This window comes from Simiduia sp. 21SJ11W-1, from assembly GCF_024138675.1.
In the GTDB taxonomy this organism is placed as follows: Bacteria; Pseudomonadota; Gammaproteobacteria; order Pseudomonadales; family Cellvibrionaceae; genus Simiduia.
Window position 1 is genome coordinate 1,732,017 of sequence record NZ_CP090959.1, and the last position, 23,404, is coordinate 1,755,420.

The following is a 23,404-nucleotide window of genomic DNA, read 5'->3' on the forward strand; positions in this document are numbered from 1 at the left end:
GCGCGCAACTATTTAGATAAGAGTGGGTTTAATGGAACAACTAAAGCAGTCAATCGCGGCACTGGGTATAGAATCCTGGATGCTGGAAGTGTTTATTCTGGTTACGGCAACGCTCATTGTTGCATTCATTGTGCGCCGTGCGCTCAGGCGCTTGGTAGTGCACGCCGGTGCCACTAAAAGTTTGTGGGACGATGCATTGTTTTTGTCGGCGCAGCGCCCCATTGAGTGGGCGTTTTGGCTGGTGGGTATTAGCTGGGCGGCGGAAGTGGTGGCGCCGGCAACCGATACCGACATTCTGAATTTTGTAGAACCGCTGCGCACAGCCGGCATTATCGCGCTGCTGACCTGGTTTATTGTGGGGTTCATTGCGCGCGCGGAACAAAACCTCATGAGCCCCGAGTTCATGGATGCCCCCATCGATGAAACCACCGTCATGGCGCTGGGTAAGCTGTTGCGGCTTTCGGTAATTATTACCGCAGTTTTGGTGGCGCTGCAGACCTTCGGTTACAGTATTTCCGGTGTGCTGGCCTTTGGCGGCATCGGTGGTATAGCGGTGGGCTTTGCGGCCAAAGATTTGCTGGCGAATTTCTTTGGCGGCCTGATGATCTATTTGGATCGCCCCTTTGCGGTGGGTGATTGGGTGCGCTCGCCCGATAAATCCATAGAGGGCACCGTTGAGCACATCGGCTGGCGCCTGACGCGTATTCGCACCTTCGATAAGCGCCCCTTGTACGTGCCCAACTCTATCTTTACCCAAATTGCCGTGGAAAACCCTTCGCGCATGCTGAACCGCCGCATTTACGAAACCATTGGTATTCGCTACGACGACGCGGCGCACATGGATAAAATAGTGGAGGATGTAAAGGCCATGTTGCAGGCACACCCGGCAATTGATACCGATCAAACCTTGATTGTGAACTTCAATGCTTTTGCGTCTTCCTCGCTCGACTTTTTCGTGTACGCCTTTACCAAAACCACTAACTGGGTAGAGTTTCACGAGATCAAACAAGATGTATTGCTGAAAATTCTGGCAATTGTTGAAGGCCATGGCGCCGAGTGTGCCTTTCCTACTTCCACATTGCATGTGGCCGAGCCCATTCGCCTGGCGGCTGATGCAAAAGCCGAACAACCGACTAGGGATTGATTGATGTTGGCAGTTATCGGGGGCAGTGGTTGGGAATCTATGCCCGGCTTAACAGTGCAAGGCCACAGCGTACTGGCAACGCCTTACGGTGATTTGGCCGAGCCCATTGTGCGAGCCGAGCTTAATGGTGTGCCGCTGCTGTTTTTATCTCGCCATGGTGCAAATCATCAGTTGGCACCCCATCAAATCAACTACCGGGCAAACATTTGGGCGCTAAAAAATGCCGGCGCCACTGCGGTGCTGGCAATTAATGCCGTGGGGGGCATTACCGAGGATTTTGCGCCGGGTACCCTTGCGCTACCCGACCAGTTGATAGATTACACATGGGGTCGTGAGCATACCTTTTGGGCCGGCGACATGCTGCATGTGGATTTTGCCGAGCCCTTCGCCGGCTTGCTTCGCGAGCGCGTGCTGGCAGCTGCGGCCAGTGCCAAAGTAAGGTTGCACGCCGGTGGCACCTATGGCGTGACCCAGGGCCCGCGTCTGGAAACCGCCGCTGAAATTGCGCGCTTGGCCCGCGACGGCTGCAACCTTGTGGGCATGACGGCAATGCCGGAGGCAGCCCTTGCCCGCGAGCAAGCCTTAGCCTACGCCAGTGTGTGCATTGTGGTGAATTGGGCGGCGGGGGTAAGCCAAGACAAAATCACCGTGGAGTTTATTTACCAAGTGCTGGAAGACAGTCGCGCACCGCTTGAGGCCCTGCTGGCCTTGCTGCCGGCGCAGTTTGCTGTTTAGCCAATAGGGCGCTTGGGCAGCGGGCGGGTAGTGTGGTGGAATTTTTTACTTTACAGCGCAGTTAATATCCCTTAAATATAGGGGTTGCGGCTTGGGTGTGGGGACTCATGCAAGCTGCCAAGGTGTTAGGGCCACCAGGTTTGGCCCTAACCAGCAGGTTTTACACACATAAAAATAATGAGGTTGTTCACAATGGCTGATCGTGAAGTCGGTATTGTTAAGTGGTTTAACAATGCCAGGGGCTATGGATTCATTTCTTTTGGTGAAAAGCAGGAAGATGTGTTTGTTCACTACCGCAATATTCGGGGCGAGGGCTATCGCTCGCTGGCCGAGGGCCAGAATGTCGAATTTCAATTGCTAACAGGCGAAAAGGGCTTACAAGCCGAAGACGTAGTCTGTGTGTAATCTTTACAGCAGCACCGGCAGGCCGGTGTTGCTGTAGTGTTGCTTTAGCTACACCTGATGGTTGTTCGTGTTAACGCACAGTAAGCGCGCCGCTGTTAATTGCGGCGCGCTGCGCGCGCGTGACGAATAGGCCTAGGGTGTGTCTTGTAATGTTGCGGTTTCATCAGGCGCAATTTGAGCGCCGGGCTCAGGCAACGCATCTTGCTCAGGCAGTTCATAAGGTGTTACATAAACCATAATGCCAATTTTAGGGTGGTCGATGTAGTGCACCTCACCGCTGCGCATGCGTCTGTCTTGGGTGAGTGTGGCAAGGTTTGTGACTACGTAAGGTTTGGTGAGCATGCTTTGGTAGGTGGTGTCGATCACCTCATACTGGGCCCACAGATCATCGCGCCCATTGAGTTGGCCGGCATTTAAGTTAATGCTCTCGTCTTGAATATCTTCCGGGTGCCGCGCGGGTGCCGGCGGCAGGTTGGGCCAGCCCAGATCCCCTTGTCCGTAGTTTTCTGCAAATTCTGCAAACCATAAGTTGGTGTTTAAATGTAGATAGCGGGCAACCCCCAAGGCAATGGTGCCGCCAAGGGTTTGATCTTCTCCGAAAGTTTCACCGCCGCTCACAACAATGGCGGGCGCCGCTTCCGGTGCTACCACTGGTTGGCGCCAGGCCTCGTGAAAAAGAACTTCCTGACGGTTGCGTCTGGCAAGTGCGGCAATGGTGTCGTTCAGCCCGCGCAGAGATTGCGGCAATTTAATAAAGGGTGCGGTGGCTAACAGCTGCGCTTTTTCTTGTTCGGTAGCCTGGGTGGAATCATCGGTCTCTGTCTCTAAGGGCTCTGATGTTTGCTCGATCAAGAGCGCGTCTTGTTGCTGTTGGGCCTGGAGTGAGGCTATGGCTTCATCCAGTGTACGCAGGTACTGGGTGTTATTGCCGTAAGATAAAGAGACATCCTTGCGGAAGGTTTCTGCATTGGCGGCTATTTGGGCGTTGGCCGGCTGGGTAAAAATCGCGATTTCTACCTGGTACCAGCGCGGCTCTTCTCCACTTTGTGCGAACGCCTGCGGGCTAAGGGTCAATGCCAGCGTGGCCAGGGCGCGGGTAAATGTGCGGCCTAAGGTTCTTTGAATGGCGTACATAGTGAGTTTTTGTTCCTGTTGCTTTGCAATGCGGTTACTGTCGGTAGCTGGCCTGTCAGTGTGCCTGTGCCAGGCTTTCCAAAAGCTGCTCAACCGCGCCCAATCGGGCTTCGGGGTGTTCCATATCATGCATGAATTTCAAGCTGCTGGCCCCTGCTAATTGGTATTTCTGTGGTTGAGTCTGCACCATTTGGATGATCGCCATAGGGTCAACTTTGGGCTCTTTGCTAAAGTCGATTCTGCCGGCGCTGGCCCCTGCGTCAAGTTTTTCTACTCCCAGGGCTTCGGCGGTAAGCTTCAGTTGGGTAATGCGGAACAGGTTTTTAAGCGGGTCTGGCAGCAGGCCAAATCGGTCGATCATCTCCACCTGCAGCTCTTTCAGGTCGTTGGCGTCGGCGGCGTTGGCGATGCGCTTGTACATGATCAGCCGGCTGTGCACATCGGGTAGGTAGTCATCGGGAATAAGCGCAGGGATGCGCAGATTAATTTCAATGGCCGAGCCTAGCGGCGCGTCCAGATCTGGTTCTTTGCCGGCCTGGATGGCTTTCACCGCGCGATTTAGCATATCCATGTACATGGAAAACCCTACCGCAGCAATTTGGCCGCTTTGTTCATCGCCCAGTAGCTCACCTGTGCCGCGAATTTCCATGTCGTGCGTGGCCAGCGTGAAACCTGCGCCGAGGGTGTCTGCTTCGGCAATGGCCTCAAGCCGCTTAATGGCATCACTGGTGAGTGTTTTGGGGTTGGGCGTCATCAGGTAGGCATAGGCCTGATGATGGGAGCGGCCCACGCGGCCACGCAATTGGTGCAGCTGGGCGAGGCCGAATTTATCGGCGCGCTCAATAATAATGGTGTTGGCGTTTGGCACATCAATGCCGGTTTCAATAATGGTGGTGGCAACCAGAAGGTTAAAGCGCTTGTGGTAGAAGTCGCTCATCACCTTTTCAAGATCGCGCTCGCGCATTTGCCCGTGGCCAATGCCTATGCGTGCCTCGGGCACCAGTGCCTGTAATTCGCGCGCGGCTTTTTCAATGGTTTTAACTTCGTTGTGCAGAAAATACACCTGGCCGCCGCGGAGCAGTTCACGCAATATGGCCTCTTTTACCAGCGCATCGTCGCGCACGCGCACAAAGGTTTTAATGGATAGCCGTTTGTTGGGCGGTGTGGCAATAATCGAAAGATCCCTGATGCCGGCCATGCTCATGTTCAAGGTGCGCGGAATGGGCGTGGCTGTGAGGGTGAGAATATCCACTTCTGAACGTATGGATTTCAGTGCGTCTTTTTGCCGCACGCCAAAGCGGTGCTCTTCGTCGATGATTAGCAGACCAAGTTCACGGTAGTTGAAATCCGGTTGCAACAATTTGTGGGTGCCAACAATAATGTCCACCTTGCCGTCTTTTAATTTATTGGCAATGGCTTCAATTTCTTTACCGCTTTTAAAGCGTGATACCACTTCAATATTTACAGGCCAGTCGGCGAAGCGGTCTTTAAAACTTTCGTAGTGTTGTTGCGCCAGTAGGGTGGTGGGCACCAGCATGGCCACTTGTTTGCCACTTTGCACCGCAATGAACGCCGCGCGCATGGCAACTTCGGTTTTTCCAAAGCCTACATCGCCACACACCAGGCGATCCATGGGTGTGGTGGCCAGCATGTCTTTGCGCACCGCCGCAATGGCCTGTTCCTGATCGGGCGTTTCTTCAAAGGGGAAGCTTGCACTAAAGGCCGCATAAGCCTGGCCCGGGTCTTTAAAGGCAAAGCCCTTGCGGGCGGCGCGGCGGGCGTAGATGTCGAGCAGTTCTGCAGCCGTATCACGGACTTTTTCGGCGGCCTTGCGCTTGGCCTTAGACCAGTTTTCACTGCCAAGTTTATGCAGCGGGGCCAAAGATTCTTCTGTGCCGGAGTAGCGGCTAATCAAATGCAGGCTTGCTACGGGTACATAGAGCTTGGCATCGTTGGCATAGTGCAGTTCCAGAAATTCCTGCGCCTGGCCATCCAGTTCGATGGTGGTCAGGCCGCGATACCGGCCAACGCCGTGGTCTATGTGCACAACCGGTGCGCCAATGTGCAGCTCGGTTAAATTTTTAATGGCTTGGTCGTTATCGGTGGCGGTTTTCCGGCGCCGGCGCTGCTGTATGCGTTCGCCAAACAGGGCGCTCTCGGTAATGATGGCCAAGCGGGGTTGCTGTAAGTAGAGGCCTTGATCCAGCGGTGCTATGCAGATGCCCAGTGCTGCATCGCTTTCAACAAATGCGTGCCAGTTGTCGAAATGCTCGGGCGTAACCTTGATGCCGCGCAGCAATTCCAGCAATACTTCGCGCCGGCCTGCGGATTCAACTGAAAATAAAATCTTTTCAGGCTGTGTGTCTATAAAAGCTTTTAGTGCCGCAAGCGGCGTTTCGGCTTTGGCATCTACCGGCACGCTGGGTAGCACTTCGGCGGGCAGGGCAAGCGTGTCACCTGCAAGGTCGGTGCGCGGCAGTTTTGCGAGGGCGGCAAAGGCCTCGGCTACCGGTAAAAAGATTTCTTTGGGCGCAAGCAGCGGGCGCTCGGGGTCAACCCTGCGGCTTTCGTAGCGGCTATTAACTTCGCTCCAGAAACGCTCTGCAAGGGGCGTTAAGCTATCGAAGGTAATGACCCGTGTATGCGCAGGCAGGTAGTCAAACAGGCTTGCACATTCATCGAAAAACAATGGCAAATAGTACTCGATGCCCGAAGGTGCCAGCCCATCGCAAATGTCGCAGTACATGGGGCAGGCTTTGTGATCCACGTCAAAGCGTTCATGCCAGCGCAAACGGAATTCGCTAATGGCGGTTTTTGTCAGCGGAAATTCTCGTGCAGGCAGCAGCTCTACCGAGTCGATTTGCGTTTCAGTGCGCTGGGTTTCCGGGTCGAAGGTGCGCAGGCTTTCAATTTCATCGTCAAATAAATCGATGCGCAGCGGGCGCTCACTGCCGGAGGGGTAGATGTCCATCAGCGCCCCGCGAATGGCAAACTCGCCGTGTTCAAAGACGGTATCTACGCGCCGGTAACCGGTGGCTTCAAGCAGGCGGGCCTGTTCGTTCAAATCAAATTGTTGGCCGGTTTTTAAAATCAAGGTGTTGCCGGTAACAAAAGACACGGGCGCAAGCCGGTACAAAAGGGTGGTCACCGGTGCCACCAGAATGCCTTGCTTGGCGGTGGGCAGCTGATAGAGCGCGCGCATGCGCTCTGAGATGATGTCCTGGTGTGGGCTGAAAGTGTCGTAGGGCAGGGTTTCCCAATCGGGCAATGCCATCACCGGGGTTGTATTGCCCGCAAAAAAACTGAGCTCATCCTGCAGCTGCTGCGCGGTGGCAGAATCTGGCGTGATAACGAGGGTCAGCCCCTTGTGCTTGGCCGCACCCAGGGCAATGGCCAGGGCGTTGGCGGCACCGGGTAACAGGCCCCAGCGTTGATTGAATTTGGCGGTGTCTGATAAGTCAGGGGTAAGGGCTTTGAGCGCGCTTGAGATATTCATGTATACCTGTGCTGCGGCGGGGCCTAAGGGCCGTGGGCAAAAAGTCGATTATTGTACCGGCTTGGTGCGCCGCTGCCAGCCCCGAGTGATAAATAGTGACTATGGCCGTTATTTTGTTCCCGGTTATCTTGCGTGGCCTAGGGGGAGAAAGGATAATACCGGGCCTCTCTATTAGAGATAAGTGATTTTACTAAGCTGGCCAAAAGAGCCGGCGCAGCGGTAAGGCAAGTGCTTTACTGAACTTTACTTAGACTTTATTAAAGGTGCATCCCCGTGAATCGTCCAAAGCCCGTCGACTTCTTTAAAGACTGGAAAGAGCGTGAGGCGCTCGCCGAAGCCATGATCCCCATGGTTGGCAAGCTCAACCGCGAGCAAAACGTAGGTATTTATATCTATGGCCGTTCGCTGGTTAACAGCTCTGTGATCGACATTATGAAAATCCACCGCTTCGTGCGTCAGGTGGAATCCAACGAATTATCCGAATTTGAAACCTTCCCCGTATTGAAGGCCGTGTGTGAGCTGGACCTTGGTCGCGCGCATATCGATATCGGCCAGATTACTGTGAAGTACATGAAAGATTCACGGGGCCTGTCGGTACAGGATTTCGTGCGTGAAGAGCTGCGCGATGCCATTGGCGCCGAGTTCAAGCCGCTGCCCCAGTCGCAGGATGTTGTGCTCTACGGTTTTGGCCGGATTGGCCGATTGGTGGCCCGCCTGCTCATCGAAAAGGCCGGCAGTGGAGATGTATTGCGTTTGCGTGCAATTGTGGTGCGTAAAAGCAGCCTGGAAAACGACCTTGAAAAACGTGCCTGTTTGTTGCGTCGCGATTCGGTACATGGCCAGTTTAAAGGCACCATTCGCGTAGATGAAGAAACCCAGAGCCTGGTGTGTAACGGCAATGTGGTGAAGATGATTTACGCCGATAATCCGGCAGAGGTGGACTACACCGCATACGGTATTAACAACGCCCTGGTGGTAGATAACACCGGTGTGTGGCGTGATGAGGCAGGTTTGAGCCAGCACCTTAAGGCCAAGGGTGTGGCAAAGGTGATGTTGACGGCGCCTGGCAAGGGCGACATTAAAAACATTGTGTACGGTATCAACAACGATGCCATCAGCGCCGAAGACAAGATCATTTCGGCAGCCTCCTGTACCACTAACGCCATTGTGCCTGTGCTCAAGGCGGTAATGGATAAGTACGGGGTGAACCACGGCCACGTTGAAACCGTGCACTCTTACACCAATGACCAAAACCTCATCGATAACTTCCACAAGGGTGAGCGCCGGGGCCGCAGTGCGCCGTTGAACATGGTGTTAACCGAAACTGGTGCGGCAAAGGCTGTGGCCAAGGCGCTGCCGGAGCTTGCGGGTAAGCTGACCGGTAACGCCATCCGGGTGCCCACGCCGAACGTGTCTATGGCTATCTTGAACCTGGTATTGGACAAAGACGTAACCAAAGACGAGCTCAACCAGTACATGCGCGATGTGGCGCTGCATTCGCCGCTTCAGCAGCAAATCGACTACACCAACTCCTCTGAGGTGGTGTCCTGTGATTTTGTGGGCTCTCGCCATGCTTGTGTGTATGACAGTGTGGCCACCATTGCCGATGGCAATAACGTGGTGATCTATTGCTGGTACGACAATGAATTCGGCTATAGCTGCCAGGTGGTTCGCTGCCTGGAAGACATGGCGGGTGTGCGCTACGACATCTACCCCAAATTGAACTAGTTCATTGGTTGTTGAAAAACCCGCTGCGGCGGGTTTTTTTATGGGCAGACAAGGCGTTTGTTTAAAAAATGATCTATTCTCGAGGCTTTGGTCGTAAGAGCCTGAGATTTCAGGGTTTTTTGTTCCCAAATAGGGGCAGAAAAGTGTGAGATCACTGGCATGTGAGCAAGGGGGTCTTTATAATTGCCGCCGTTTGCCCAGAGCCGAATGCTTTTCTAGTGCTTTCGTCTAAACTAGAACAAGTTTTTGTAGCAGGAATTTAAGGGGTTTTGTGCCCCCAGGCACCAGGCTGTTCTGGCTGTACAGCGTCAAATCGGTTGAGCTTTTATCGGGCGCCGGGTTCCCGGTGGCTGCGCGGATTTCGTTGTAAATTTAGTGATTTTTCAAGGTTAAGCCTTGAATCTTGGGCCACGGCAGGCCCGGAAACGATTTTTTGTAACTACCAGTAACTTTTTTAAACTTCCAAGTAATTAGGCAGGACGTATGATCAAGATCCGTCGGGGATTGGATTTACCTATATCCGGTGCTCCCGAGCAGACCATTCATGACGCCCCTAAAGCCAGGTCGGTTGCGGTCATTGGCGTGGATTACCACGGCATGAAACCCACCATGGCTGTAAAAGAGGGTGACAAGGTCAAGCTAGGGCAGCTGCTGTTTACTGACAAAAAAACCGAAGGCGTGCGCTATACAGCGCCTGCCGCCGGTACGGTTGCAGCGATTAACCGCGGTGCCAAGCGCATGCTGCAATCGGTTGTCATTGATGTTGAAGGCGAAGAGGCGGAGCAATTTGCACGCTTTGAGCCGGCAGCCTTCGCCACGCTTGAGCGCCAGCAGGTGGTTGATAACCTGGTGAACTCGGGGCTCTGGACAGCGCTGCGCACGCGCCCTTACAGCAAGGTGCCAGCATTGGATGCGACGCCTAAGTCGATTTTTGTGACTGCCATGGATACCAACCCATTGGCGCTGGACCCTGCGATCGTCATCGCCGAGCAAAGCGAGGCCTTTAATCAGGGCTTGCAGTTGCTTACGCGCTTAACCGAAGGTCCGGTTTATGTGTGTAAAGCCGCCGGTGCAAACGTAGAAGTGAACAGCTTCGAGCGTGTATCCGTACACGAGTTCGGTGGTGTGCACCCGGCAGGCAATGCCGGTACCCACATCCACTTCCTAGACCCGGTGAGTGCCAGCAAATCTGTGTGGACCATCGGTTACCAGGATGTGATCGCCATGGCGAAGCTCTTCACCACCGGTACACTTGCCACCGAGCGCGTGATTTCGCTGGCAGGCCCCCAGGTTGAAAAGCCCCGTTTGCTGCGCACACGTCTGGGTGCCAACCTTGAAGAAATTCTGGCTGGTGAGTTGAAAGACGGTGAAAACCGCGTGGTTTCAGGTTCTGTGTTCGGTGGTCGCAAAGCCTTTGGCCCCTACGGGTTCCTGGGCCGTTACCACACTCAGGTAACCGTGCTGCTGGAAGGGCGCGACCGTCCATTCCTGCACTACCTGCGTGCCGGCTTTAACCTGTTTTCAACCACCGGCATTTACATTTCCAAGTTGCTCGGTGGCAACAAGAAGTACGACTTCACCACCACCACAGCGGGCAGCGAGCGTGCCATGGTGCCCATTGGTACCTACGAGCGCATCATGCCGCTGGACATTTTGCCAACGCAATTACTGCGTTCGCTGATTGTTGGCGACACCGACATGGCCCAGAAGTTGGGCGCACTGGAATTGGACGAAGAAGATCTGGCTTTGTGTACCTATGTTTGCCCGGGCAAATATGAGTATGGCCCCATTCTTCGGGATAACCTTACCCGTATTGAGAAGGAGGGCTAAGGCATGAAAGCATTACGCAATTGGTTCGATAGCCTCGAGCCCCACTTCCACAAAGGTGGAAAATACGAAAACTGGTACGCGCTCTACGAAGCCATTGATACCGGTTTGTTCCGTCCATCGGATGTCACCAAAACCACGTCGCACGTGCGTGACGGTATTGACCTCAAGCGCATCATGATCACCGTGTGGGCTTGTACCTTCCCGGCCATGTTCTACGGCATGTATAACTTGGGTTTTCAGGCCAACACGGCCATGGCAGACCTGGGTATTGCCGCGGTAGAAGGCTGGCGCGGTGGCTTGATTGAGCTGTTCGCCGGTTACTCTGCCCATAGCATTTGGGACAACCTGATCCACGGTGCGGCTTACTTCCTTCCTATTTACATGACCGTGTTTGTAGTGGGCGGTTTCTGGGAAGTGCTGTTTGCCATGAAACGTGGCCACGAAGTAAACGAAGGTTTCTTCGTAACCTCTATATTGTTTGCCTTGATCTGTCCGCCAGATATTCCCCTGTGGATGGCGGCGCTGGGTATTACCTTTGGTGTGGTTATTGCCAAAGAAGTATTCGGCGGTACCGGCAAAAACTTCCTTAACCCGGCGCTTGCCGGCCGTGCTTTCCTGTTCTTTGCCTACCCAGCTGAAATGTCTGGCGATCAGGTGTGGACTGCGGTAGACGGCTTCTCGGGCGCCACTGCGTTGTCTGTTGCCTACTCGGATGGCATGTCTGCCTTAACCGACCAAATGACCTGGCTCGATGCCTTCTTCGGCAACATGCAAGGCTCTATTGGTGAAGTATCTACCCTTGCGATTCTGATCGGCGGTGTGGTGCTGGTGGCCTGCAAAATTGCTTCGTTGCGCATCATTACCGGTGTGATGGCAGGCATGATGGCCACCTCTTTCCTGTTTAACCTGGTGGGTAATCCTGAAACCAACCCCATGATGGCCATGCCCTGGTACTGGCACTTGGTAGTGGGTGGTTTTGCCTTCGGTATGGTGTTCATGGCAACCGACCCTGTGTCTGCTGCAATGACCGAGTCTGGCAAGTTGTGGTTCGGATTCTTGATTGGCTTTATGGTTGTTGTCATCCGTGTAGCCAACCCTGCATTCCCGGAAGGCATGATGTTGGCCATCCTGTTTGCCAACCTCTTTGCGCCACTGATCGACCACTTCGTGGTTCAAGCAAACGTTAAGCGGAGGCTGGCACGTGGCTAATAACGATACTATTAAAAAGACGATTATCGTCGCTTTATCGCTGTGTATTGTGTGTTCTGTGGTGGTGTCTACCGCTGCAGTAATGCTCAAGCCCATGCAGGTAAAGAACAAAGAGCTGGATTTTAAGCGCAACATCCTGATGGCCGCAGGCCTGATGGAAGAGGGTAAAACCGTTGAAGAGCTGTTTGCGCAGATCGAAACTCGCGTAGTGGATCTTGAAACCGGTAAATTTACCGAAGAAGTTGCACCGGCAAACTACGATCAGCGCAAAGCGTCGAAAGACCCTGCGCGCTCCACCAAGCTTGAGCCACAAGAAGACATCGCCAAAATTGGCCGCCGTGAAAACCTGGCCAAGGTGTTTTTGCTAACAAAAGATGGCGATATCGAAAAGGTAATTTTGCCCGTTAAAGGTTATGGCTTGTGGTCTACCTTGTACGGCTTCATTGCCCTTGAATCCGATCTCAACACCGTTGTTGGGCTGGGCTTTTACGAGCACGGCGAAACACCGGGCCTGGGTGGTGAAGTGGATAACCCCAAGTGGAAAGCACTGTGGGTGGGCAAAGAAGTGTATGACGGCGGTGCAGTTGCGATCGACGTGATAAAAGGTTCAGCACCTGCCGGTGACGAGCACAAAATTGATGGTTTGTCTGGCGCAACACTCACCAGTGTGGGTGTAGAAAACCTGGTGCGTTTCTGGATGGGCGAAAACGGCTACGCCGAGTTCCTCACTAATCTGAAAAATGGGGAGGCTTAATTCATGAAGACTAAAGAACTTCTGTTTAAACCCGTCATTGAGAACAACCCCATTGCATTGCAGATTTTGGGTATTTGTTCCGCGCTGGCTGTAACTACCTCACTGAAAGTGACGCTGGTTATGTGCGTGGCGCTGACGCTGGTAACCGCATTTTCAAACCTGTTTGTGGCCCTGGTTCGCAAGCACATCCCAAGCAACATTCGTATTATTGTGCAGATGACCATCATTGCCTCACTGGTAATTGTGGTTGATCAGGTGCTAAAAGCAGTGGCCTACGATATCAGCAAGCAGCTTTCGGTATTTGTTGGCCTGATCATCACTAACTGTATTGTGATGGGCCGCGCCGAAGCCTTCGCCATGAAAAACCCGCCAATCCCAAGCTTTTTAGATGGCATTGGCAATGGTTTGGGTTACTCGGCACTGCTGATTGTGTTGGGTGTTGTGCGTGAACTGTTTGGTTCTGGCTCGCTCTTGGGTTACAAGTTAATGCCACTGGTCACTGAAGGTGGCTGGTATGTGTCTAACGGCATGCTGCTGCTTGCGCCTTCTGCTTTCTTCCTTATCGGTTTGATTATTTGGGCCATTCGCGCCTATAAGCCTGATCAGGTGGAAGAAGAGGAGTTCAAGATTTGCTCCAACACCAAAGCGCAGGAGGCTTAATCGATGGAAGCGTTGCTGAGTTTATTTGTTAAGTCGATCTTCATTCAAAACATGGCCCTGGCGTTCTTCCTGGGCATGTGTACCTTTTTGGCTATCTCCAAAAAGATTGAAGCGGCGTTTGGTTTGGGTGTGGCGGTTGTGGTGGTATTGGCCATTACTGTGCCGGTGAACAACCTGCTGTACACCTACCTGTTAAAAGACGGTGCCCTGGTTTGGCTTGGGCCGCAGTTTGCCAGTGTAGATTTGAGCTTTTTGGGCTTGATTACCTACATCGGTGTAATTGCCGCCATGGTCCAGATTCTGGAAATGCTGTTGGATAAATACGTACCTGCGCTGTACAACGCGCTGGGCGTGTTCCTGCCGCTGATCACCGTAAACTGCGCCATCATGGGTGCATCTCTGTTCATGGTTGAGCGTGACTACAACCTGGCTGAATCTACCGTGTTCGGTATTGGTTCTGGTGTGGGCTGGGCGCTGGCAATCACCGCGCTGGCCGGTATTCGCGAAAAAATGAAGTACAGTGATGTGCCTGCGGGTCTGCGTGGCCTGGGCATTACCTTTATCACCGTTGGTTTGATGTCGCTTGGCTTTATGTCATTCGGCGGCATCGACCTGTAAGCGAGGTAAGAACTTTAGATGGACATTACAATTATTGCTGGCGTCGTGATGTTCACGGTCATCGTGCTTTTGCTCGTGGCTGTGATCCTCGGCGCTCGCTCAAAACTGGTTAATTCCGGCGATGTCACCATCGTCGTTAACGATGAGAAAACCATCACTGTGCCTGCCGGCGGTAAGCTGCTGCAAACCCTGGCTGATAGTGGCTTGTTCCTGCCCTCGGCTTGTGGCGGCGGCGGTAGCTGTGCGCAGTGTAAGTGCATTGTGAACGAAGGTGGCGGCGAGATGCTGCCCACTGAAGAATCGCACTTCACCAAGCGTGAGGCCAAAGAAGGCTGGCGCTTATCTTGCCAGACGCCGGTGAAGCAAAACATGAAGGTGCACGTTGAAGAAGACGTGTTTGGTGTGAAGCAGTGGGAGTGTACCGTTGAGTCCAACCCCAATGTTGCCACCTTTATTAAAGAGCTGACGCTCAAGCTGCCAGAGGGCGAGAACGTCGATTTCCGTGCCGGTGGTTACGTGCAGCTGGAAGCGCCACCACACCATGTGAAATTCAAAGACTTCGAAATCGAAGAGAAATTCCGTGGCGATTGGGAGCACTTTGGCTTCTTTAACCTGGAGTCAAAGGTAACCGAGCCGGTTATTCGCGCATACTCCATGGCGAACTACCCGGAAGAGAAGGGCATTGTTAAGTTCAATATCCGTATTGCAACGCCACCACCGCGCACGCAGGGCTTGCCACCAGGCCAGATGTCCTCTTACGTGTTTAGCCTGAAGCCCGGTGACAAAGTGACCGTATACGGCCCCTTTGGTGAGTTCTTCGCCAAAGACACCGATGCCGAAATGGTGTTTATCGGTGGCGGTGCCGGCATGGCCCCCATGCGTTCGCACATCTTTGATCAGCTGCGTCGCTTGAAGTCCAAGCGCAAGATGTCTTTCTGGTACGGTGCGCGTTCGCTGCGTGAGCTGTTCTACAAAGAAGACTACGACATGCTCGCTTCCGAGAACGAAAACTTCGATTGGCACATTGCCTTGTCTGATCCGCAGCCAGAAGACGATTGGACAGGCCTGACCGGCTTCATCCACAACGTGTTGTACGAGCAGTATCTGCGTGATCACGAAGCGCCGGAAGATTGTGAGTACTACATGTGTGGCCCGCCAATGATGAACGCGGCGGTGATTAAAATGTTGAAGGACCTTGGTGTTGAAGACGAAAACATCATGCTTGATGACTTTGGCGGCTGATTTGGCAGCCGGGGTCTGGTTAAAAGCGAGGGCGCGCAAGCGCACCTCGTTTTTGTTTTTGTGGCTATTGGTTTTTTGCCTGGTAGCTTGCCAGGCAGACCCGGCTGCATATGAAAAGCTGGCCGGTAAAACCATGGGTACCAGCTACCACGTGACACTGGTAGGTGAGGTGGAAGATGCCGCCAGCCTGCAAGCAGAGATCGATGCGCTTTTGGTGCAGGTGAATAAGGAAATGTCTACTTATGATCCTGAATCTACCCTGATGCAGTTAAACCGCGCGCCTTTGGGTGAGGCCTTCGCGCTGCCCGCTGGCTTGCAATACGTGTTGGCTGAATCGGGCCGCTTGCATGAAGCCACAGGCGGTGCCTTTGATGTCACCGTGGGCCCTTTGGTTAACCGGTGGGGGTTTGGGCCTGAAGCCGAGCAGGCGCTGCCCAGTGCCGAGGAAATCGCTGCACTGCAGGCCCGCGTGGGTTTTGGCTACCTGTCGTTTTCTGAGTCTGGCGGTACTGTTACCCGTGAGCGCGATGTGTTTGTAGATTTGTCTGCCATTGCCAAAGGTTACGGCGTTGATCGCGTTGCCGAGCTTTTACAAGGTAAGGGGTTTGACAACTTTCTTGTGGAAATCGGCGGCGAATTGCGGCTTGCGGGTGTGAACCCCTACGGTAAGCCTTGGCGTATTGCCGTGGAGCGCCCGGAATTGGCCCCTGGTAGTGTTCAGGCCGCCATTGGCGTATCCGACATGGCAATGGCGACATCGGGTAATTACCGTAACTTTCGTTGGATTGATGGCAAGCAGTATGCCCATACTATCAGCCCCGTGACAGGCTGGCCGGTAGAGCATCAAATGTTATCGGTGACCGTACTTGCTGAAAATTGCACACTGGCAGACGGTTTGGCCACGGCTTTCAGTGTTATGGGGCCCGCCGATACGCTGGCTTATGCACAAAAGCACGGGCTTGCGGTATTTCTGCTTGAACAGCAAGGCGATAAAATAGTTGAACGCTGGTCCAAGGCGTTTGAACCCTACCTGGAAGATTGAGCGGCCAAGCCGCGTGTAGAGGTGTGAGATGGCAACATTTTTAGTGGCGTTTGTGGTGCTGGGGCTGGTGATTATTGCCATGTCTGTAGGCGTGTTACTGGGGCGCAAGCCAATCAGTGGTTCCTGTGGCGGTATGAGTGCCTTAGGGATGGAAGTTGCCTGCGATATTTGCGGCGGCGACAAAGGCAAGTGTGAAAAAGAAACCAGCAAATCCGGCGCAGATGCATCAGATTTGTCTTACGACGCAACCAAATAAGGCGCGTTGTTTTCGATATTAGCGGAGTGAGATGCATGGCGAAGAAGTATCACTATGATGTATTGGTGATTGGCGCGGGCCCCGGTGGTGAGGGCGCTGCAATGGCGGCGGCTAAGGCCGGCAAGCGCGTAGGTGTGATTGAAAACCGGCAGGGTGTGGGCGGTGCCTGTGTGCACAAGGGCACAATTCCCTCTAAATCACTACGTCATGTTGTGAAGCAAATTATCCGCCATAAAATCAGCTCGTTGTTTCGCACCACCGGTGATGCCCATATTTTCAGCTACCCGAAGGTATTGGCTGAGGCCTTGCGGGTAGTGCCCAAATATGTGGATTTGCATACCGACTTTTACACCCGCAACCGCGCCACCATCATTGTGGGTGAGGCAAGCTTCGTTGACGCGCACACTGTGTCGGTCAGGCTGGTTGATGGCGCAAAAGAGCAGATAACTGCCGAGAAAATTGTTATCGCCACCGGTTCGCGCCCCTATCACCCGGCAGATATTGATTTTAACCATGCGCGCGTGTACGACAGCGACACCATTTTGGATATGAAACACACGCCGCGTCATATCATTATTTATGGTGCGGGCGTGATTGGTTGTGAATATGCCTCAATATTTTCAGGCCTTGGTATCAAGGTGGATTTGATCAACAGCCGCGAGCATCTGTTAACCTTCCTGGATGACGAAATTTGTGACGCCCTGAGCTATCACCTGCGCGACATGGGTGTGACTGTGCGTCACGGCGAGGAATATGAATCCCTTGAGGCCACAGACCGCGGTGTTACCTTAAAGCTTAAATCCGGTAAGCGCATTCACGGTGATGCGCTCTTGTGGTCTAACGGGCGCACAGGTAATACCGATAGCCTTAATTTGGGCGCGATTGGCCTGGAGGCCGATGGCCGTGGCCAGGTTCGCGTAAATGATATGTACCAAACCAGCATAGAAAACATTTATGCGGTGGGTGATGTAATTGGCTGGCCATCGTTGGCCAGTGCGTCTTACGATCAGGGCAGGGCGGCGGCTACCAATATTTTGGGCCAGGAGAGCCGGTTTGTGTCTGATGCGCCCACGGGAATTTATACGTTGCCCGAAATCAGTTCAATTGGCAAAACCGAAACCGAGCTAACTGCTGCAAAAATTCCCTATGAAGTGGGGCGGGCATTTTTTAAAAATACCGCGCGCGCGCAAATTTCTGGCGAAAAGGTTGGTGTGCTTAAAATTTTGTTTCATGCAGATACCCTTGAGATTCTTGGTATTCACTGCTTCGGTGCAGAGGCTGCCGAAATTATTCACATTGGCCAGGCCATTATGAACCAGCAGGGTGAAGCCAATAGCATTGCTTATTTCGTGAATACCACCTTTAACTACCCCACTATGGCAGAGGCCTATCGCACGGCCGCATTAGACGGGTTAAACCGGGTCAACCGCATCTAGTAAAGGCGTGTTTTAACCTCTTGTGGTTACCGAGTGATGTGATAATCCGGCATTGTTAATACGCACAAAAAACCCCGCCAATAGGCGGGGTTTTTTGTTGTCTAGTGTGTTTGCAGTATCAGTCGGGCGAATCTACTGGCGTAGGCGTTTTGTGCATTGCCTTGGGTTGGTGCCTGAGTACTGCGTGAATCACGTGCTCGCCTTCAAAGTACACCATGAAGTTGCTGTACTCCCAGCGGGTGATGGGCGGGTTGCCCCGTGCGGGGTGTTGTTTTTCAGCCGCGCCAAACTTGCTCTCTACCTGCGTCATGGTTTGGCCTTTGGTGGGCAGTGTGAGGCCGTCTATGCCTTGCTGACCTACGGGAATACGGATTTCTTCCGCGTGTAAAGCGGGCGCAAATACGATAGCTAGCAAAAGTAATAGGTGTTTCATGGTGTTACTCCTCTTATCGCAGGGTGGCCTTAAGACCGTGAGCGCCGTTGGGCACTGATGATATGCCGCCCCAGTAGTTGTTGGTCGCTGTCGGCTTGCTCCAGAAACTCGCAGCCAATCAGCCACCCTGTGCCCTTTGCGTCGCACCTTACCACTTTGGCGTAGTTAAACAATGTGAAGTGGCTGGCAACGAAGGTTATCGCAAGCGCCAGACACGTATTCAGTGGCAGTGCATCGGCTTGCTCAAAGGCAAGGCCGTTGGTGCTGATGCTAACCGTTTGCTGCTTTGACGTTGTGTGCTCGGCGGCCAGCGCGTTTGCCAGCAGGTCCAGGCGTTTGTCCTGCAACCTTAATGCGTGGGCAACACTGCTTTCAAGGCTGCCGATCAGGGCCTGCAGCTCAAGGCCTAAACGCGTGAATTCGGTCAGTGTGTGTAGTTGCTCAAACTCCGGAAAATGGGCCGCAGCGGGTTTTTCGGTGTTGTTGGTCACCACTGCGTGCAACGCTACCCGCTCTTGAATTCTGAAGGCTTCGCGCTGGTCTTCCGGTGTTGATTGTCGGGCCATGGTGTACCTCCGTTTTGCCTTTCTTGTTATACCACGAAACCGCCTTGCTCGCGTGTGCCGGGGCTTGTGCCAATCGGGCGGCTCGGGTTTAATGCGCCCATGAAGTCTATGCCTCTTTTTATTGGTCTGCGCTATATCCGCGCTCGCCGTCGCAACCAGTTCATCTCGTTTTTGAGCGGCTTTGCCATGCTGGGCATGCTGCTTGGGGTGGGGGCATTGGTTATTGTGCTCTCTGTGATGAATGGCTTCGACAGAGAGCTCAAGGGCCGCCTGTTGGCGGCTATCCCTCACGGGCTCATAGCCGAGCCCGCCGGTACGCGGGATTGGGTTGCGCTGGCCGAGCGTATAAAGCACCCGGATATTTTAGCAACCGCTCCCTATGTAGAGGGCTTTGCCATGCTCGGGTTTGGCCGCTCGTTACAGGCGGTGGAATTCAACGGCATTGAGCCTGCTTTGGAGGGTGCGGTATCGGATATTGCCGATCACATGGTGATGGGGCAGCTGGATTCACTGGCGCCCGGCACCTACGGCGTGGTGCTGGGTCGCATACTGGCGCGCCAGTTGGGCGTGGTGCCCGGCGATAAGATCATGATGACCTTGCCGCAGTTGAATGTCACACCGGCCGGTATTTTTCCGCGTGTTAAACGCTTCACTCTGGTGGGCGTATTCGAGGTGGGGGCGCAGGTAGATCAATCACTGGTGTTAATGCACCTGGAGGATGCGCAGAAGCTTTTGCGCATGGGCGCAAACGTAGACGGCGTGCGCGTGCGCGTAAGTGATATGTTTAACGCCCAAACCGTGCTGCAAGATGTTCGCAATCAACTTGGTGGCACTGTAGAAGTGCGAAGCTGGATGCAAACCCAAGGCAGTCTGTTTCAAGCCATCAAAATGGAAAAAACCGTGATTACGGTTTTGCTGCTGATCATTGTATTGGTGGCTGCATTTAATATTGTCACAAGCCTGATCTTGATGGTGGCCGATAAACGCGCCGACATTGCCGTACTGCGCACGCTGGGTATCACCGCCAGGGAGGTAATGGCCATTTTCATGGTGCAAGGCTCAGCGGTAGGCATGATTGGAATTGTTGGCGGGGCACTGCTGGGGTCACTCATTGGTATTTATATTGGCCCCATTGTTCAGTACCTGGAGTCACTTACCGGGCTGTATGTATTTGATCCCTCCGTGTATTTCATAAGCCATTTGCCATCCCATTGGCAGTGGCAAGACGTTGCCTTGGTTGCCAGTGTGGGCGCGCTATTGAGTGTGTTGGCAAGTTTATACCCGGCATATCGCGCCTCTAAAGTAGAACCTGCAGAGACACTTCGCTATGAGTAATATTGAACCCGTTTTATCCTGTGTCGATCTCTGCAAGTCATACAGCCAGGGCCCGAGCGTTGTTCAGGTGCTTAAGTCTGTAGCCTTTCAATTGCGCCCGGGTGAGCGCGTGGCCATTGTAGGTTCCTCGGGTTCAGGTAAATCTACGTTACTGAATTTATTAGGAGGGCTGGATACGCCCACGCAGGGCTCGGTGATGCTCGCAGGCAAGCCCTTGTCTGAGCTTTCCGATAATGCTCGCGGGCGCTTGCGCAATCAGCATTTGGGGTTTGTGTATCAATTTCATCATTTGTTGCCGGAATTCAGTGCCCGTGAAAATGTAGAAATTCCCATGCGCATAGCCAAGATGCCGGCCACTACTTATCGCGCGCGTGCAGAAACCTTGCTCGCTCAGGTGGGCCTTGCGCACAGGCTGGATCACAAGCCCTCGGAACTTTCAGGCGGTGAGCGCCAACGCGTGGCAATTGCCAGGGCGTTAGCCATGCAACCTGCATGCGTGTTAATGGATGAACCCACCGGCAATCTGGATGCAGAAAATGCCGAGGCAATTCAGGCCTTGATGTTGTCTTTAAGCCAAGAGCATGGCCTTGCGTTTGTGGTGGTCACCCATGATATGGCACTGGCCGAACGAATGGATCAAGTGTTGTTGCTGGAAAAGGGCAGCCTAAGGGCGCACCCATGAATAGCCTGCCGCTTTGGATAGGCCTGCGCTACACCGGCAGTAAGCGCCGCGACCAAATGGTGAGTTTTATCTCGTTGGTGTCCATTATCGGTTTGGTAATGGGGGTTAGCCTGCTCATTGTAGTGATGTCTGTAATGAATGGTTTTGATCGCGAGTTGCGCGAGCGCATTCTGGGCGTAATGCCACAGGCAATGGTTATGCACCGTCAGGGCGTGGAAAACTGGCAGGAAAAGGCGCAAGAATTTGCCCGTCATCCGCTGGTGCTGGGCGCAGCACCTTACGTGCAAGTGCAGGGGATGATCAGCCATGCAGATCAGGTTGCCCCCGTGAGTGTTTACGGGGTAGATGCCTCACAAGAGCCTCAGGTGTCGCGCTTGCCGGAGTTTATCGAACACAGCGCGCTTGATGCATTGCCAAGCGATGGCGTGTTGTTGGGTGCAGGCGTTGCGAAAAAACTTGGCGTGGCTGTAGGTGAGGCAATTACCCTTATTATTCCCGATAGCGACAGCGCTACCCGCTTACCGCACCTGGCAACCTTCAGTGTTGCAGGCATTGTGAATACCGGTACCGAAGTAGATAACGGTTTGGCAGTTACCCGGCTTGAAACAGCCGCCGCACTGGCGGGCCTGGGTGACAGAGTGACAGGTATCAGGCTACGCCTGGCTGATTTGTTTGCTGCGCGCGCGGTATTGCGTGAAATATTGGATGCCCAGCCCTATGGTTTTTATGGCATAGACTGGACCCGCACTCACGGCAATTTATTTCAGGCAGTGCAGATGTCGCGCCAGCTGGTGGCGCTGTTATTGTTTTTAATTATTGCAATCGCAGCCTTTAACGTAGTGTCTACGTTGGTGATGGTGGTGGTTGATAAACAAAGCCAAATTGCTATTTTGCGTAGCCTGGGTGCAAGCCGTTGGCACATCATGGGTATTTTTATGGTGCAGGGCGCGCTCATTGGTGCTGTTGGCACTTCAATGGGGCTGCTCCTGGGAGCGCTGGGTGCATTCTATGTGACCGACTGGGTGAGCGCACTGGAATCGCTGCTTGGTATCCAGTTTCTGGCCTCAGATGTTTACCCAATCAGTTACTTGCCGAGTGATTTTCGCTTGAGCGACAGCCTGACGGTGGGTGCCATTGCTTTGGTGATGAGTTGGCTGGCAACCTTATACCCTGCCTGGCGTGCCAGTCGCGTGGCGCCCGCTGAGGCGCTGCAGTTAGATCACTAGTGTTTATTTGCTTGTTTTACGGGCCAGGCGTTCGTCAATGCGTTTGCGCCAGTTGCGAGAAACATTCCAGCGCCAGAGTTGATTGATGGTAAGAAAGGCAGTACACGAAAAAAACAGCGCGCACACGAGGCTCCCCGCTAACAGTGGCGGCAACAGGTAGCCCAGTTCAGCAAGTATCCACTCAACACTCATTTCAAAGTGAAACGGCCGGTCTGGCGCGCCGAGCAGTACCAGCCCTAAGCGGTAGCATGCATAAAACATGGCAGGCATGGTGACGGGGTTGCTGATCCACACCAGCGCCACGCTGATAGGCAGATTTGCCCGCAACCAGAGTGCACCGGCTGCAGCGACGCCCATTTGCCCGGGAATGGGCAAAAAACAGACGAAAATACCCACCAAAAACGCGCGTGAAACCGAGAGCCGGTTAAGGTGAAACAGGTTAGGGTCGTGCAGGAGTGTGCCGAGAAACTGCAGAGATGCATTGCTTCTGATTTTGGCTGGATCTGGCATCCAGCGTTTCAGGAACTTCTTAGCCATCGGCGTAGACCTAAATCCTTGATGGCGCGCATTATGCCGAAAATGCCTTGGCTGAGCCAGTGGGGCACAGGCCAAGGCGATTGGAACAAAAGTGGGTTAGTGGGGCAGTGACGGGTTTTCGGGGTCTTCAGCTGCGGGCGCCGGGGCGGCGGCTTTTGGTGCCCGCGGTGGCTGTGTAGCCGCTGAGGCACCAGCGCTTGCCTGCGCTTGTGGCGCAGCTTTTCTGGCGGTTACCGGTTGCTCGGGCCGGCTTAACTGGTTGGCCAGCTGCAGCTGCTCACGCACGCCTACTGTTTCCTTGTGATCTGCCAACAGTTCGGAAATCTGTTTGTTGCGGGCTGCAATCTGCGCCTGCAGGTCTTTTATTTCCTTTTCAAGCTGGGCATTTTTGTTAAGCAGGCGCTCTTCTTTATCAGTGGCATCGGCAATGATGTCGTCGATACTGATGTTAGTGGATTCCAGGGTTTGCTTAACAACAGAAACCACAACCTCTTTGTTGTCTTTCGGGAGTTTGCGCATCAGGCCTATGGCATCTTCAATGCCGTAGCTTAAGCTCGGGCGAACAGGTTTTGGCGCGGGCGCGGCCACCAGCGGTGCCTCGGGCTCGAAATACTCGCCGTTGAGATCCTGGCTGTTGGGCAGGCCAGGGCTATCAAGCAGCTCGGTTTCGTTGTCTTCTTGCTGATTCCGTGAAAATAGGCCCATGTCGCACTCCTGTAGATTGGTTTCTGGACTCCTATGATATTAGTTGATGCACGGTAACTGCCTGTGACCCTTTGGCAATTAATTATTCAGGTTATATGCCTAAAGGAAATAACAGCCATTCTGTAAAGTCACAATCTCTCTAGCTTGGCTGCCTGAAACTGCAACCGAGGTTCGCTATATAAGGTATAAAAGAGGCTCATTCGGCCAAAAAACAGGCAATTCAAGCACTTA

At 53.6% G+C, this 23,404-nt stretch carries 22 protein-coding genes; 16 read left to right on the forward strand and 6 right to left on the reverse strand.

Annotated elements, in window-relative coordinates; all coding sequences use genetic code 11:
- Nucleotides 1–31 precede the first annotated feature (31 nt).
- The 3 genes from L1F30_RS07600 (at nt 32) to L1F30_RS07610 (ending at nt 2,284) form a co-directional block, all read left to right on the forward strand.
- Nucleotides 32–1,144, forward strand: coding sequence for a mechanosensitive ion channel family protein (locus L1F30_RS07600; protein ID WP_253361293.1), 1,113 nt, complete (start codon nt 32–34; stop codon nt 1,142–1,144).
- A gap of 3 nt (nt 1,145–1,147) precedes the next feature.
- Nucleotides 1,148–1,879 carry an S-methyl-5'-thioinosine phosphorylase gene (locus L1F30_RS07605; RefSeq protein WP_253361295.1) on the forward strand — a complete coding sequence of 244 codons (732 nt, stop codon included), beginning with the start codon at nt 1,148–1,150 and terminating at the stop codon, nt 1,877–1,879.
- Nucleotides 1,880–2,071: 192 nt separating this feature from the next.
- Nucleotides 2,072–2,284 carry a cold-shock protein gene (locus L1F30_RS07610; protein ID WP_183909988.1) on the forward strand — a complete coding sequence of 71 codons (213 nt, stop codon included), beginning with the start codon at nt 2,072–2,074 and terminating at the stop codon, nt 2,282–2,284.
- Nucleotides 2,285–2,416: 132 nt separating this feature from the next.
- On the opposite strand, the gene L1F30_RS07615 is transcribed toward L1F30_RS07610, so the two are convergent.
- Both L1F30_RS07615 and mfd read right to left on the reverse strand, forming a co-directional pair.
- Nucleotides 2,417–3,418, reverse strand: a complete 1,002-nt coding sequence (locus L1F30_RS07615; RefSeq protein ID WP_253361297.1) for a CsiV family protein — start codon at nt 3,416–3,418, stop codon at nt 2,417–2,419.
- 55 nt (nt 3,419–3,473) lie between these two features.
- Nucleotides 3,474–6,914 carry a transcription-repair coupling factor gene (gene mfd / locus L1F30_RS07620; RefSeq protein WP_253361299.1) on the reverse strand — a complete coding sequence of 1,147 codons (3,441 nt, stop codon included), beginning with the start codon at nt 6,912–6,914 and terminating at the stop codon, nt 3,474–3,476.
- A gap of 273 nt (nt 6,915–7,187) precedes the next feature.
- Between mfd and L1F30_RS07625 the strand changes: the two genes are divergently transcribed.
- The 10 genes from L1F30_RS07625 to sthA all read left to right on the forward strand — a co-directional run bounded on the left by L1F30_RS07625 (nt 7,188) and on the right by sthA (nt 17,689).
- The gene (locus tag L1F30_RS07625; protein WP_253361301.1) at nt 7,188–8,642 is read left to right on the forward strand and encodes a glyceraldehyde-3-phosphate dehydrogenase; all 1,455 of its coding nucleotides are present in this window, start codon (nt 7,188–7,190) and stop codon (nt 8,640–8,642) included.
- A gap of 483 nt (nt 8,643–9,125) precedes the next feature.
- The gene (locus L1F30_RS07630) at nt 9,126–10,472 is read left to right on the forward strand and encodes a Na(+)-translocating NADH-quinone reductase subunit A (protein ID WP_253361303.1); all 1,347 of its coding nucleotides are present in this window, start codon (nt 9,126–9,128) and stop codon (nt 10,470–10,472) included.
- Between the two features lie 3 nt (nt 10,473–10,475).
- Nucleotides 10,476–11,681, forward strand: coding sequence for an NADH:ubiquinone reductase (Na(+)-transporting) subunit B (locus L1F30_RS07635; protein WP_253361305.1), 1,206 nt, complete (start codon nt 10,476–10,478; stop codon nt 11,679–11,681).
- On the forward strand, nt 11,674–12,435 hold the full coding sequence (locus tag L1F30_RS07640; RefSeq protein WP_253361306.1) for a Na(+)-translocating NADH-quinone reductase subunit C: 762 nt from the start codon (nt 11,674–11,676) through the stop codon (nt 12,433–12,435). Before L1F30_RS07635 ends, L1F30_RS07640 begins: the two co-directional genes overlap by 8 nt.
- A gap of 3 nt (nt 12,436–12,438) precedes the next feature.
- Nucleotides 12,439–13,095 carry an NADH:ubiquinone reductase (Na(+)-transporting) subunit D gene (locus L1F30_RS07645; protein ID WP_253361307.1) on the forward strand — a complete coding sequence of 219 codons (657 nt, stop codon included), beginning with the start codon at nt 12,439–12,441 and terminating at the stop codon, nt 13,093–13,095.
- Between the two features lie 3 nt (nt 13,096–13,098).
- Nucleotides 13,099–13,713 carry an NADH:ubiquinone reductase (Na(+)-transporting) subunit E gene (gene nqrE, locus L1F30_RS07650; RefSeq protein ID WP_253361309.1) on the forward strand — a complete coding sequence of 205 codons (615 nt, stop codon included), beginning with the start codon at nt 13,099–13,101 and terminating at the stop codon, nt 13,711–13,713.
- Between the two features lie 18 nt (nt 13,714–13,731).
- The gene (nqrF, locus tag L1F30_RS07655) at nt 13,732–14,955 is read left to right on the forward strand and encodes an NADH:ubiquinone reductase (Na(+)-transporting) subunit F (protein WP_253361310.1); all 1,224 of its coding nucleotides are present in this window, start codon (nt 13,732–13,734) and stop codon (nt 14,953–14,955) included.
- A gap of 1 nt (nt 14,956) precedes the next feature.
- Nucleotides 14,957–15,997: an FAD:protein FMN transferase gene (locus tag L1F30_RS07660; RefSeq protein ID WP_253361312.1), complete on the forward strand. Its 1,041-nt coding sequence runs from the start codon at nt 14,957–14,959 to the stop codon at nt 15,995–15,997.
- Nucleotides 15,998–16,025: 28 nt separating this feature from the next.
- A complete protein-coding gene (gene nqrM / locus L1F30_RS07665; protein WP_253361314.1) occupies nt 16,026–16,253 on the forward strand; it encodes a (Na+)-NQR maturation NqrM in 228 nt (75 codons plus the stop codon).
- Between the two features lie 35 nt (nt 16,254–16,288).
- Nucleotides 16,289–17,689: a Si-specific NAD(P)(+) transhydrogenase gene (gene sthA, locus L1F30_RS07670; protein WP_253361316.1), complete on the forward strand. Its 1,401-nt coding sequence runs from the start codon at nt 16,289–16,291 to the stop codon at nt 17,687–17,689.
- A gap of 118 nt (nt 17,690–17,807) precedes the next feature.
- Here the strand turns inward: sthA and L1F30_RS07675 are convergent, their stop codons facing one another.
- Both L1F30_RS07675 and L1F30_RS07680 read right to left on the reverse strand, forming a co-directional pair.
- Nucleotides 17,808–18,122, reverse strand: coding sequence for a hypothetical protein (locus tag L1F30_RS07675; RefSeq protein ID WP_253361318.1), 315 nt, complete (start codon nt 18,120–18,122; stop codon nt 17,808–17,810).
- Nucleotides 18,123–18,151: 29 nt separating this feature from the next.
- Nucleotides 18,152–18,688 (reverse strand): PilZ domain-containing protein, encoded by a 537-nt coding sequence (locus L1F30_RS07680; RefSeq protein WP_253361320.1) that lies wholly within the window; start codon nt 18,686–18,688, stop codon nt 18,152–18,154.
- A 99-nt stretch (nt 18,689–18,787) separates the two neighbouring features.
- On the opposite strand from L1F30_RS07680, the gene L1F30_RS07685 reads away from it, so the two are divergent.
- Genes L1F30_RS07685 through L1F30_RS07695 form a run of 3 tightly spaced genes read left to right on the forward strand, consistent with a single transcriptional unit; the run spans nt 18,788 to nt 21,931 of the window.
- Complete coding sequence (locus L1F30_RS07685; RefSeq protein WP_253361322.1) at nt 18,788–20,023, forward strand: lipoprotein-releasing ABC transporter permease subunit; 1,236 nt, start codon at nt 18,788–18,790, stop codon at nt 20,021–20,023.
- Nucleotides 20,016–20,705 carry an ABC transporter ATP-binding protein gene (locus tag L1F30_RS07690; protein ID WP_253361323.1) on the forward strand — a complete coding sequence of 230 codons (690 nt, stop codon included), beginning with the start codon at nt 20,016–20,018 and terminating at the stop codon, nt 20,703–20,705. The genes L1F30_RS07685 and L1F30_RS07690 overlap by 8 nt, the downstream gene beginning before the upstream one ends.
- The gene (locus tag L1F30_RS07695) at nt 20,702–21,931 is read left to right on the forward strand and encodes a lipoprotein-releasing ABC transporter permease subunit (protein ID WP_253361325.1); all 1,230 of its coding nucleotides are present in this window, start codon (nt 20,702–20,704) and stop codon (nt 21,929–21,931) included. Before L1F30_RS07690 ends, L1F30_RS07695 begins: the two co-directional genes overlap by 4 nt.
- A gap of 3 nt (nt 21,932–21,934) precedes the next feature.
- Here the strand turns inward: L1F30_RS07695 and L1F30_RS07700 are convergent, their stop codons facing one another.
- Nucleotides 21,935–22,468: a DUF2062 domain-containing protein gene (locus tag L1F30_RS07700; protein WP_253361327.1), complete on the reverse strand. Its 534-nt coding sequence runs from the start codon at nt 22,466–22,468 to the stop codon at nt 21,935–21,937.
- 96 nt (nt 22,469–22,564) lie between these two features.
- Nucleotides 22,565–23,173, reverse strand: a complete 609-nt coding sequence (locus tag L1F30_RS07705; protein ID WP_253361329.1) for a hypothetical protein — start codon at nt 23,171–23,173, stop codon at nt 22,565–22,567.
- Nucleotides 23,174–23,404: the final 231 nt, after the last annotated feature.

What these genes read in the sequence shown, in the direction of transcription:
- L1F30_RS07635 (WP_253361305.1), top strand. Translation starts at nt 10,476, where the DNA reads ATGAAAGCATTACGCAATTGGTTCGATAGCCTCGAGCCCCACTTCCAC.
- L1F30_RS07645 (WP_253361307.1), top strand. Translation starts at nt 12,439, where the DNA reads ATGAAGACTAAAGAACTTCTGTTTAAACCCGTCATTGAGAACAACCCC.
- L1F30_RS07630 (WP_253361303.1), top strand. Translation starts at nt 9,126, where the DNA reads ATGATCAAGATCCGTCGGGGATTGGATTTACCTATATCCGGTGCTCCC.
- L1F30_RS07675 (WP_253361318.1), bottom strand. Translation starts at nt 18,122, where the DNA reads ATGAAACACCTATTACTTTTGCTAGCTATCGTATTTGCGCCCGCTTTA.
- L1F30_RS07615 (WP_253361297.1), bottom strand. Translation starts at nt 3,418, where the DNA reads ATGTACGCCATTCAAAGAACCTTAGGCCGCACATTTACCCGCGCCCTG.
- L1F30_RS07700 (WP_253361327.1), bottom strand. Translation starts at nt 22,468, where the DNA reads ATGGCTAAGAAGTTCCTGAAACGCTGGATGCCAGATCCAGCCAAAATC.
- L1F30_RS07690 (WP_253361323.1), top strand. Translation starts at nt 20,016, where the DNA reads ATGAGTAATATTGAACCCGTTTTATCCTGTGTCGATCTCTGCAAGTCA.
- nqrE (WP_253361309.1), top strand. Translation starts at nt 13,099, where the DNA reads ATGGAAGCGTTGCTGAGTTTATTTGTTAAGTCGATCTTCATTCAAAAC.
- mfd (WP_253361299.1), bottom strand. Translation starts at nt 6,914, where the DNA reads ATGAATATCTCAAGCGCGCTCAAAGCCCTTACCCCTGACTTATCAGAC.
- L1F30_RS07605 (WP_253361295.1), top strand. Translation starts at nt 1,148, where the DNA reads ATGTTGGCAGTTATCGGGGGCAGTGGTTGGGAATCTATGCCCGGCTTA.
- nqrF (WP_253361310.1), top strand. Translation starts at nt 13,732, where the DNA reads ATGGACATTACAATTATTGCTGGCGTCGTGATGTTCACGGTCATCGTG.
- L1F30_RS07610 (WP_183909988.1), top strand. Translation starts at nt 2,072, where the DNA reads ATGGCTGATCGTGAAGTCGGTATTGTTAAGTGGTTTAACAATGCCAGG.
- sthA (WP_253361316.1), top strand. Translation starts at nt 16,289, where the DNA reads ATGGCGAAGAAGTATCACTATGATGTATTGGTGATTGGCGCGGGCCCC.
- L1F30_RS07680 (WP_253361320.1), bottom strand. Translation starts at nt 18,688, where the DNA reads ATGGCCCGACAATCAACACCGGAAGACCAGCGCGAAGCCTTCAGAATT.
- L1F30_RS07695 (WP_253361325.1), top strand. Translation starts at nt 20,702, where the DNA reads ATGAATAGCCTGCCGCTTTGGATAGGCCTGCGCTACACCGGCAGTAAG.
- L1F30_RS07685 (WP_253361322.1), top strand. Translation starts at nt 18,788, where the DNA reads ATGAAGTCTATGCCTCTTTTTATTGGTCTGCGCTATATCCGCGCTCGC.
- L1F30_RS07600 (WP_253361293.1), top strand. Translation starts at nt 32, where the DNA reads ATGGAACAACTAAAGCAGTCAATCGCGGCACTGGGTATAGAATCCTGG.
- L1F30_RS07705 (WP_253361329.1), bottom strand. Translation starts at nt 23,173, where the DNA reads ATGGGCCTATTTTCACGGAATCAGCAAGAAGACAACGAAACCGAGCTG.
- nqrM (WP_253361314.1), top strand. Translation starts at nt 16,026, where the DNA reads ATGGCAACATTTTTAGTGGCGTTTGTGGTGCTGGGGCTGGTGATTATT.